8 protein-coding genes and 1 pseudogene are annotated in these 10,333 nt (G+C 60.9%); 6 read left to right on the forward strand and 3 right to left on the reverse strand.

All coding sequences use genetic code 11. The annotated features are described in order from the left end of the window. Window positions 1–343: 343 nt before the first annotated feature. Complete coding sequence (locus QZ409_RS11700; protein WP_296711134.1) at window positions 344–1,684, reverse strand: DUF3422 domain-containing protein; 1,341 nt, start codon at window positions 1,682–1,684, stop codon at window positions 344–346. A gap of 312 nt (window positions 1,685–1,996) precedes the next feature. Beyond that, on the reverse strand, window positions 1,997–2,194 hold the full coding sequence (locus tag QZ409_RS11705) for a hypothetical protein (protein ID WP_296711151.1): 198 nt from the start codon (window positions 2,192–2,194) through the stop codon (window positions 1,997–1,999). Here QZ409_RS11705 and QZ409_RS11710 point away from each other — a divergent pair. The 4 genes and pseudogenes from QZ409_RS11710 to QZ409_RS11725 all read left to right on the forward strand — a co-directional run bounded on the left by QZ409_RS11710 (window position 2,096) and on the right by QZ409_RS11725 (window position 7,170). Further along, window positions 2,096–3,485 (forward strand): annotated as a pseudogene (locus QZ409_RS11710) (IS1182 family transposase). The gene QZ409_RS11705 and the pseudogene QZ409_RS11710 sit on opposite strands and share 99 nt — an antisense overlap. Before the next feature lie 181 nt (window positions 3,486–3,666). Next, the gene (locus QZ409_RS11715) at window positions 3,667–4,680 is read left to right on the forward strand and encodes an IS110 family transposase (protein WP_296711137.1); all 1,014 of its coding nucleotides are present in this window, start codon (window positions 3,667–3,669) and stop codon (window positions 4,678–4,680) included. 529 nt (window positions 4,681–5,209) lie between these two features. Next, complete coding sequence (locus tag QZ409_RS11720) at window positions 5,210–5,938, forward strand: Crp/Fnr family transcriptional regulator (protein WP_296711139.1); 729 nt, start codon at window positions 5,210–5,212, stop codon at window positions 5,936–5,938. 659 nt (window positions 5,939–6,597) lie between these two features. Beyond that, complete coding sequence (locus QZ409_RS11725; protein WP_296711141.1) at window positions 6,598–7,170, forward strand: glycine zipper 2TM domain-containing protein; 573 nt, start codon at window positions 6,598–6,600, stop codon at window positions 7,168–7,170. A 633-nt stretch (window positions 7,171–7,803) separates the two neighbouring features. On the opposite strand, the gene QZ409_RS11730 is transcribed toward QZ409_RS11725, so the two are convergent. Next, on the reverse strand, window positions 7,804–8,151 hold the full coding sequence (locus QZ409_RS11730; protein ID WP_296711144.1) for a hypothetical protein: 348 nt from the start codon (window positions 8,149–8,151) through the stop codon (window positions 7,804–7,806). Between the two features lie 315 nt (window positions 8,152–8,466). Between QZ409_RS11730 and QZ409_RS11735 the strand changes: the two genes are divergently transcribed. Beyond that, window positions 8,467–8,967 carry a fasciclin domain-containing protein gene (locus QZ409_RS11735; RefSeq protein ID WP_296711146.1) on the forward strand — a complete coding sequence of 167 codons (501 nt, stop codon included), beginning with the start codon at window positions 8,467–8,469 and terminating at the stop codon, window positions 8,965–8,967. A gap of 431 nt (window positions 8,968–9,398) precedes the next feature. Next, window positions 9,399–10,034, forward strand: a complete 636-nt coding sequence (locus tag QZ409_RS11740; protein WP_296711148.1) for a heme-binding protein — start codon at window positions 9,399–9,401, stop codon at window positions 10,032–10,034. The last annotated feature ends 299 nt before the right edge of the window (window positions 10,035–10,333 follow it).

The following is a 10,333-nucleotide window of genomic DNA, read 5'->3' on the forward strand; positions in this document are numbered from 1 at the left end:
TCCTGAGTGGGGTTGAACGACCCTCAAATCTCAGGACGGGCTGCCCGTCGCGCCATCGCTATCCTATCGGCTTGCTACCCGCCGTCGCGGCTCACGCCCCCGCGCAGCGGGCCGGAGCGGAGCGACTTCGTGCTATGGCGCATCCTTGCCCTTGCGCCTTCGACCGCTTTTCCTCATGGACCGGTCCTTCGGTCCAAGACCGCTTCTCGCCCAATCTTACGCCTACGGCACCAATGTTCTTTCGCTCATTTGGCGCCGCAGCCACGTCGAGCAGCATCAGCTGCCGAACCGCCAGAACGGTGCATAATTGCGAGTAGCGCCGGCCTTGGCGATGGATCGGGCCTCACCTGACCTTTTCCTCTTCTCGCGCCCTGATACTGAGACGCCGGACGCGCTCCATAAAAGCCCAGGATGCGAGAATCGTAAGGGGTAGCGCCGCCGCCACCATCATATCAGCGGTGATGCCTTTCGGCAGCCAGCCGGCATCCTTGAGGCCTTTGGCAAGATAGGTCGTCAGGCCCGAGAGATAATAGGCCAGCGCCGCGATGGAGATGCCCTGGACTATGCCTTGCAGGCGCATCTGCAAGCGTGCGCGGCGGTTCATATCTTCCAGCAAGTCGCGGTTTTGCTGTTCCAGTTCGAAGGTGATGCCGGTACGCATGAGATCAATGGCGCGCTGCACTTGAGTGGACAAGCGCGCGAGCCGCATCTCCACAGCGTTGCAGGTCTCAATCGCGGGGTCGAGTCGGGTGCTGAAAAAGCCGGAGACGGTGGTGTAGGAGCCTTCCTTTTCCTCACGGATGAGTTCGAGGCGGTTTTTGACGACGGCGTGGTAAGCGCGGCTGGCGCCGAAGCGGAATGCCGTGCGCGTCGAAAGCGCTTCGCTCGATGCCAGCAGAGCGCTCAGACGTTTCAGTAAGTGCTGGCTGGTGCGCGCTCCCTCGGTTTGGCTGAGCGCGTGGTTAATCTCCGCAATTTCGCACTCCATACGCGCGAGTTCAGGGCTGGCGCGCCGCGCTTCCGGGAGCCCGAGCAGCGCCATGGTGCGGTACGTTTCTATATCGAGGAGCCGCTGGACGGCCCGGCCGGCTCGGAGCGCGTCGCCCCTATCCATTCTGATGAGCAGCCGCGTGAATTTATAGGGGCCGGCAACAAAATCGGTCAGCATGTGCGCTGCAGCGTTCGATACGCGGATGACGCACAGGCTTTCTGGCTTGAACAGCGGCGCTAGGGATTCGGGCGAAGGGCCGCCCGCGATGATCGCCAGATGCGCTGCCACCACAAGACGGCCCGGCGCCAGAAACGCGATCTCGCCTTCGCCGAGCGGATCGGGATGCGCAAAGGGGTCGGCTGCGTCCTGCGAGGTGGACCAGGTGTACGTTGTGAACTCGGTATGCTGCTCCCAGCGCAGCTCCCAATCGCCCAGTGTCAAGTGGCAAAATTTGGCGTCCTCAGGGAGGCTTTCTGCTCCACTCGCTTCGCATAGCGCGATAAGTGCTCGGCGGTCCGCGCGCACTTCCGCGTCATTGGTTGCAAAACCAAAATGATAGACGCGCCGGGGTGCCTCAACGGGAAGGAAAGGGCGCGCGTGAAGTTCGGCAAGGATGGCGGAGCGAGCTTCGTGTTCTCTCATGCATGCCTGGCCGTTCGCCATGCCGTGCCCTCCGTCCGGGCGCTGCATCATTTTTCTTCCTCTAATTCGCCGAAGGCGCCCGGTAGATCCCGGCGCATGCGCCTCAGCAATTTTCGTAGCGCCCCATGACGTTAATGCAGGAATGGTAAAGAGTGTGAACGCGATTGCAAAGTTCACCCCTGATTCAGCAAGCCGCGCGGGGGGGGGGCAAGATTGCAAACCGCTTGGCGGCGCAGCTAGCCGGCCCAGTCGGCGAACAACAGCCAATAGCCAAATCGAGCGATCATCCGCTTCTCGGCCGTCTCCAGCCCTTCGGTCTGCAGCTGCGTGCCGCCCGAAGACGTCGGTCTCCAGCCTTGTCCGCTAGGTCAAGAAACGGCGGATTGTGTTGAAAAACTCGGCCGTTGCCGTGTTGAGGGTGGCGTGATTCACTTTCCCTGCTGATTTGCGGGGGAAGCGGCGATGATGGGCGTGCAGGCGACAGCGTCGAGGTTGTTCTTTGACTTCTGCCTCGATGATCACGTCCCGATTGATCATCAGCTGCGCGGCATTGATCAGCATCTCGATCTCGCACGCGTCCGCGCCGCCTTGAAGCCATTTTACAGCAGCACCGGTCGCCCCTCGATCGATCCCGAGTTGATGATCCGCATGTTGCTGGTGGGCAATTGCATGGGCATTCGTTCGGAACGCCGTCTGTGCGAGGAAGTCCATCTCAACCTCGCCTATCGCTGGTTCTGCCGCCTCGGCCTGGACGGCAAGGTCCCCGACCATTCGACCTTTTCAAAGAACCGGCACGGGCGCTTTCGCGAGAGCAACATCCTTCGGCATCTGTTCGAAACAGTCGTCGCGCGCTGCATGGCCGAAGGGTTGGTCAGCGCGGATGGGTTCGCGGTGGACGCCAGCCTGATTCCTGCCGACGTCAACAAGCACCACTCGGTGCGCAGCAGCGACTGGAAGCCCGAAGACATCAGTGACGAAGCCTGCCGCGCGACGCGCGAATATCTCGCGACGCTCGACGACGCCGCGTTTGGCGCTGCGACGCCGGTCCCGCCGAAGTTCGTCTCGCTCGCCGATCCGGCGGCCCAATGGACGGCGCAGCGCAAAGGACCCGCCTTCTTCGCCTACTCGACCAATTATCTGATCGACACAGACCACGGCGTGATTGTCGATGTCGAAGCCACGCGCTCTATTCGCCAGGCCGAGGTCGGCGCGGCCCAAACGATGCTGGATCGAACCGAAGATCGCTTCGGCCTCAAGCCTGGCTACCTGACCGCCGACACAGCCTATGGCGCGGCGCAAAACCTCGCCTGGCTCGTCAAGCGCAAGCAGATCACCCCGCATATTCCGGTCTTCGACAAATCGACGCGGACGGATGGCACGTTCTCGCGTTCGGACTTCACATGGGATCCTGACGCGGACCGCTACACCTGTCCTGCGGGCAAAGAACTGGTTCAGTTCCGTCGCACCTACGCCATGCCGCGCACCGGCGTCGCGCGCTGACGGTCTACGCCGTTATCGCGCGAGCAAGAAGGATTGCGACGTCTGCGATCTCAAAGCGCGATGCTGCCCGAACGATGTCGCACGCAAGATTCCTCGGCACGTCGATGAAGACGCGCGTGATGTGGCGCGGGCCCTTGCCGTCACGCCCGAATTTAAAGTCGCTTGCCGCCGTCGGAAAAAGGTCGAGATGCTGTTCGCCCATCTCAAGCGCATCTTGGGGCTCGGGCGATTGCGGCTGCGTGGGCCATATGGAGCCAAGGACGAGTTCCTGCTCGCAGCGACCGCGCAGAACCTGCGGCGCCTTGCCCGATTGCGGCCAGCGGCGCCGTCAATGGAGGCGATGACGGCATAGCCCGCCGATGTGGCGGCCACGGCCGCCAACGCGACAGGGCGTCGGGCCCCATAAATCTTGAAAAAAGGCCCCTTGTCGGAGCGCAGTCGCTGAACCGCAGCGTTTTTCAACATCGGGTAATGGTTGGCGGCTCCTCTCCGGAAGAAGATAGGCTTTCCGGAAAGCAAAGAGGAGGCTGATCATGGACTATTACGCCGGACTGGACGTCTCGATGGAAGAGACACACATCTGCATCGTGGACAGGGACGGCGGCGTCATCCACGAAACCAGGGTTGCTTCCACGCCGGCCGACATCGACGCGGCGCTCATGGAGGCGCCGGCGTGTCGACGCGTCGTGTTCGAGACCGGCCGGATGGCCCCGATGCTTTATCACGGACTCACCCAGCGCGACGTCCCAGTGATTTGCGTCGAGAGCCGGCAGGCCTATCAGGCGCTGAAGTCTCTCGCGACCCACAAGACCGACCGCAATGATGCGCGCGGCCTGGCGCATCTGGCGCGCACGGGTTTCTTCAAGCCGGTGCATGTGAAGTCGCTTGCCGCCCACGCCATCCGCGCGCTGATTATCGCGCGCAAGAAGCTCGTCGGCCAGCGCGTCACGTTGGAAAACCAGATCCGTGGTCTGGCCGTCGCGTTTGGCGTCCGGCTTCCCCGCTCTCTGAGCCCCGCCTTCATTGAACAAGCGCTTCAGGCGAGCAATGGCGTCGATGGACTGTCCGCCGCCACGCAAGGCCTCATCGCGGCGCGGACAGCCGTGATGGCGGCGGTGGCCGCGATCGATACGGACATCAGGAAGCTGACGAGGGCGTCCGACGCGTGCCGTCGCCTCATGTCCATTCCAGGCGTCGGCCAATTGACGGCGCTCGCTTTTGTGGCGGCGGTCGACGATCCCGAACGCTTCAAGCGATCGCGCGATATCGGCGCCTATTTCGGCCTCGTGCCCCGCCGTTACCAATCCGGCGAGGTGGACTACACCGGCAGTATCTCCAAATGCGGCGACAGGCGGGTGCGCACGCTGCTCTATGAGGCCGCGAACGTGATGCTGACGCGCTTCAAGGGTCCGCTGAAGCTCAAGAATTGGGCCTTCGCCATCGCCAAGCGCTCGACCATGCGAAAAGCGCGGATCGCGCTCGCCCGACGGCTCGCCATCATCATGCATGCGATGCTGAAACACGGCACTGAGTTCAAACTGGCGTAGTCAGTCGCCAGCGACCAGACAGGAGGCCGAACCGAGCTCCCCAGCGGGAGCGACGCCCGAGGGAGGGAGTGAATGACGGCGCCGATTTTGTAGCATGCGGTTACAGACCGACTGCGATTTCAACCAAGCCGCTTCACGCCCAGCTTACCCCATCAAGCGGAAAGCCGACATCGCTTTGGGGGAGCACCCGCCCGTATTACCGCCAAGTCGCATTGCGCTTGATGCATATCAATGTTGTTGTGGGGCACGCGCCTCATCCTTCGCGAAAGCGGAGGGGGTGATGTCTACCGCAGATCAAGAAGAAATTCGTAAGGCCGCACTAAGGATGGTCGAGCGTTACGGAGGTAAGGCCTTAGAGGAGGTTGAACTCCGCATGCACGAGCTTCTGGTGGCCGATGAGCAGGAAGCCCTCCAAATGTGGGGCCAGATCAGAGACGTCGTCAAAGCGATTTCGACGACGAGGCCTAGAACGCTAAGTTAAATGGCTAACCCACCTTCTGACTGACGATGCTCGACGGGAGGAACATGAATGTCGCAAGTGTGCCGTAGTCGAGGCTGCTCCTGCAAAGCGACGGAATGGGGACACGTTCTGGACGAGATGGACTGTGAACTCTTTGCTCGGGCCAGCCACGAGCGCGTCTACGAACCGGGTATGAACATCTTCATGCAGGGTGACAATTGCTCGGGTGTCTACTGCATCCAGTCGGGATTGGTGGGATTGCGCCGATCAGATGACAATGGCAATTCGGCCATGCTGCGACTTAGCCAGAACGGAGATGTTCTGGGCTATCGCGCCGTAATCGGTAAGCGCCAACACCGCAATACGGCTGAGGTTCTGACGCGGTCCCGCGTCTGCTTCATCGAGGCCGCGCGGCTCACGATGCTGCTTCAGCGCAACCCAAACTTAAAGGAAGGCTTCCTGCAAAGGGCGTTGGTCGATCTCACAACAACCGAAACGAACTGCGCCGAGCAAATGACGAGAGGTTTGCAGGCGAGGTTTTTGCATTTGCTGTTTAGATTATATCAGAATGTTGAAGCTCAACAGGATGATCGAGAACACGTATTCGATCTGCCGGTTCAACGCAAAGACATTGCCGCGCTGCTTGGCGCAACGCCTGAGTCAATTTCGCGCATTATCAACCGGCTAGAAGAACAGGGCCTCGTCCGCTTTGTTGGCCGACGCGTCATCTTCTCAAACATGGGGCGCTTTCGCGCGAAGATTCAGATCGGCATAGAAGCCGCCACTGCTGAAGCTTAAGCCACCGCCACGCGCGCATTTCTTGATCGTCACAGCGTCTCACGAGCGCCACTAGCAAGGGCAGAATCGCGCCGTAAACGAAAATTCGCTGTTAAATGCGCCAATCCGCTAACTATTGCCGAAGCCGCGCTGGACCATGGCTTAGATTCGAACGTTCTCCTCGCCGAGGGTCGGCTTCGAGCCGATTCCGGAAGGTCGCCATTGGGCCCGGCAATTTCCGTTCTTGGCGCCGTGCCGTCCTTCCTCGGTAGACCGCAATCTTGGAGATAGCGGACTTTGGACGCAGCGAACGAACCGGAAATAATGACCCCAACCGGACCGTCGCGAAACCTCGCGCGATGGCTTAAAGCCGACCTTCGTGTTTTCCGGGCTGCCTTCGCGTGTCAGCGCGCCCCCCATGTTCGGCGATTGGGCTCCCCCTCAGCTTATCGGCGCACCACCGGCCCAGCGATACCGCCAGTAATGGCGGTGCGGATGGGCGGCCTGATGAATGAGACGTTAAGGCCATAGTAACCATTTGATCGTGATTATCGCCCAAACAGGGTGACCGCCATCGAGCCCAGAAAGATGGCTGCGCATGGGTGAAAACCGTCATGAATAGATACTGTGCAATGACCTTAGTGGGCTGCTTGTCGGCATGGCTCGGCGTGAGCGGCGCTTTGGCGCAGGACATCCCACCGGGATGCGCGCCAGATGGAAACCCCAACACGACAGTAGAGGGTGCGCTACTCGGGGGCGCGGCTGGCGCTTTGATCGGAAACGTAACTTCGGGCAGACACGACAAAGCCAAAGGCACGGTTCTGGGTGGCGTCGGCGGCGCGGTCGCAGGCGCGCTCATTGGCAATAATGTGGGACAGGGAAACCCTTGCCCGCAAGGCTATGTCTATCGGGCAGCCCAGCCGGTCGCCTCCCGGTACGTTGAGCCGCCGCCTCCGCCACCTGCGAATCGAGGTGAAGTTTGGTATGGCGCGCCCTCTCACATTCGCGAGCGCATCAGTTTCCTGCGCAATCGTGTGGAGACGATGGATAGCGACGGCTGGCTGTCGCCGCGAGAAAGCAACGGCCTGCGCCGGCAGATCAGGGACATTGAACGCCAGGAAGCCCGCATTCGGAGTCGCAATGATGGAGACTTGCCGCCTGACGCCCGAGTCCATCTCAATGACGAGCTGAATGCCGTCGCAGGTCGCCTTCGCTGGAATGATTATCGAACCGAACACGCCGACCGCTACTGACCTTGTCGGCTATCCGCGACACTCAGGTCAGTCAGTCTGATTGAGTTGGCGTTCGGCGGGTCGGCAGCTCAAGCCAGAGACGAAAAAAGGCCGCTCTCGCGACTGCGGAGCGGCGTTTGTTTGGTCCGGTTGGGGTCACGAGCGCTGGTTCGTTTCGCCATCGGAACGTCCGCTGGGGGTGCGGCAGCCGCCGGTGGGACCTTCTGCCTTAGGACCGCAACGAGCCCGAGAGCGGCCCTAAAATTGTGCGTAGATGCCGACGCCTACCCTCAATGCCCGCGCGGGTGGGGGCGGTCCGCTCCGACTGGAAAGAGGAGTCGCGACGATTCACCGGCCCCGCTGCTTCATCGAATTCCGCCTCGGAATGCGCCGGCTGATCGAGGACGCGATTGAAAGCCTGATCCTGTTCCTGGACGAGATTCACAGCGGTGCTGTTATTACGTTCCATGGGGGTCTAGGCCTTTGTGCCGCGCTGTGGGGCGCTTGTCGAACGCACGGAATGAACTTACTTTCGTAACAAGCTGAGCATTCCTCCCGAGGACGCAAGCCAACGACCGGACCGCTGCGGATGTACCGGCGGTCCGTTTCGCTTTTGGGCGCGCCAAAACTGTTGCAGCGCGCGGAATTCGGAGATCAGCGGCAGACGCGCACGCGACGACGGCCGATAAAATCGCCATCTTCGTCATACACCGGGCGCCGTTCAATCCAGCAGTCGTCGTAATCGGGGCCAGGAGCATAATAGGGTTCGCGGTTCGCATTAGCCGCGGCGGAGCCGAGCGCTAGGCCGCCAAGAACGCCAGTAGCGACTCCGGGGACGATCCAGGCGTCGTTTGCCGATGCGGGAGTCGAGGTCAAGGCGAAGCTCACGCTAAGGGCGGCAAGCGCACCGATCGCAGTCTTCTTCCACGAGCAGTTCATAGTGTTTTTCCTCAGGAACGCCTGTGGATCTAAATCGCCTCGGCGCCGAAATGCTTTGATCACCACTATCGCCGGACTAAGCTAAACGCGAAATTAATGAATTGTGGCGCTTTCGGGGTAAGTTGTTCACGCCGAAGGAATACGTGGTGTCGGCCCTCTGGCGCACCGGCGAGACGCCCGCCGGGGATGTACTGGCATGCGTTTTTGTTTGCCTTCATGATCAGCCTCAGCGAACGACGACTGCTTCCGACGGATGAGCGCCGGTTGGCAAGGAAAAGTTAAATCAATTCTCTCGATCCGATCACTCCCCCGCGCCGTAAAAGAGCAGTGATTAAAATGGCCAACTGCGGCCATCGACACTCACAGGGAGCAGTTGCAATGATGTTCGGACTTGGGAAATTCGCCGCCGTTGCGGCAACCGTGATTGGATTGGCAGTCGGCGGCGCGAGCGCTTACGCCGCGGACAAGGACATTGTCGACACGGCAGTCGCCGCTGGTCAGTTCAAGACCCTTGCCGCGGCGTTGGGCGCTGCCGGCCTTGTCGATACATTGAAGGGAAAGGGGCCGTTCACGGTCTTCGCCCCCACCGACGCCGCATTCGCCAAATTGCCAGCGGGCACTGTCGACACTCTTCTCAAGCCTGAGAACAAGGCGAAGCTGACAGCGATCCTCACGTACCATGTGGTTCCCGGCAAAGTGATGGCTGCCGACGTCGTCAAGCTGAAAGAAGCCAAGACGGTCAATGGCGCGATGCTGGCGATCAAGGTCGATAGCGGCAACGTCATGATTAACGGCGCTAAGGTCACGACCGCTGACATCTTGGCCTCGAACGGCGTTATCCACGTCGTCGACACCGTGTTGCTGCCGCCAGAGAAGTAGGCGAGCCATCAATCAAGAAACCTCGGATCGCCTTGATGCTCAGCTGACGACGATATCTGCCAAGCCTAAGCGTCAGGCCATTACGGCGATCCGATAAACGCAATTGTCAAATTGTTGGCTGCTACGACCCTTTCAAAAGATGGCGGCTGGAAGAATGATATGACGACCAGTACGGCGCGCCCATCGTACGAGGGCGTTAGCTCTCTGGGTCATTGTGGCGATCCCAAGCATTTTGACGCCTTCCGCCTTTGCGGGTGCGGTCGCCTGCGGGGAGACAGCTATTGCGCCGCCCACGCCGGGCAAAGCGGCCAGGGCGAGTCCGGTCGCCGAGGGTTCGCCAGCCCGCCAGCAAGGGCCGCGCGGCCATTGGTAGCCAATTGATTCGACAGGACAATTCTCCTTGGCCCTAAACCGCAATCTGGACCTGATCAATGTTGAAGGCGATCTCCTATTACGGCGCGCTGGCGCTCGAGTCCTTCTTCGGGTTGTTCGGCGCCCGCCTTTACGAAGAGCCCCGCTATGACGTGATCGGTCGCGTCGCGGATCGCGTCGAGATCCGGCGATACGGGCCGCGAGTCGCAGCCGAAACGCAATTAGCGATCGCGGACGATGCGGGGAACAACGAGGCGTTCAAGCTCCTGTTCGCCTATATTGCGGGCGCCAACCAAGCTTCCGCTTCGGGCGATGGCAAAATTGCCATGACCGTGCCGGTCGAGGTTCGCAATAACACGCTGATCGCGATGACTGTTCCTGTGCAAACCGCGCAGCACATTGGCGGGACGGTTATGCGGTTCTACTTGCCGGCGAAATACAGCCGCGATCGCGCGCCCGAGCCCACCGACGCGCGGGTTAAGATTGTTGCGGCGCCGGCAGAGACGGTCGCCATCGTCCGCTTTTCCGGTTCAGGAGAGTACTTCACGGCGCATCAGAACGAACTGCTCGAAATGCTGCGGGGGTCGGGGTGGCGCCCGAGCGGGGCGCCTTACACGCTTTATTACGACGCTCCGTTCACATTGCCTTTCCTCAGAAGGAACGAAGCCGCAGTCACGGTTATCGAGAATCTGTAAGACGCGATCCTTTGGCTCGAACGCCTCGGGATCGTCCGTCTACGCTAGGCAATTCAGTTGAATGTCGAAGTCCGGTTGGGGTCATTATTGCCTGTTCGTTCGAAGCGCCCGAAGTCCGTTGCTTGCATGATTCCCGTCATTCGCGGAAAGCCGACTCGGCGCCATAGCACGAAGTCGCTCCGCTCCGGCCCGCTGCGCGGGGGCGTGAGCCGCGACGGCGGGTAGCAAGCCGATAGGATAGCGATGGCGCGACGGGCAGCCCGTCCTGAGATTTGAGGGTCGTTCAACCCCACTCAGGA

It is taken from the genome of Rhodoblastus sp. (assembly GCF_019449565.1).
Lineage (GTDB): Bacteria > Pseudomonadota > Alphaproteobacteria > Rhizobiales > Beijerinckiaceae > Rhodoblastus.

Bases quoted from the DNA above. Each gene is read 5' to 3' on its own strand.
- QZ409_RS11700 (WP_296711134.1), bottom strand. From the start codon at position 1,684: ATGATGCAGCGCCCGGACGGAGGGCACGGCATGGCGAACGGCCAGGCA.
- QZ409_RS11705 (WP_296711151.1), bottom strand. From the start codon at position 2,194: ATGCTGATCAATGCCGCGCAGCTGATGATCAATCGGGACGTGATCATC.
- QZ409_RS11715 (WP_296711137.1), top strand. From the start codon at position 3,667: ATGGACTATTACGCCGGACTGGACGTCTCGATGGAAGAGACACACATC.
- QZ409_RS11720 (WP_296711139.1), top strand. From the start codon at position 5,210: ATGTCGCAAGTGTGCCGTAGTCGAGGCTGCTCCTGCAAAGCGACGGAA.
- QZ409_RS11735 (WP_296711146.1), top strand. From the start codon at position 8,467: ATGATGTTCGGACTTGGGAAATTCGCCGCCGTTGCGGCAACCGTGATT.
- QZ409_RS11740 (WP_296711148.1), top strand. From the start codon at position 9,399: ATGTTGAAGGCGATCTCCTATTACGGCGCGCTGGCGCTCGAGTCCTTC.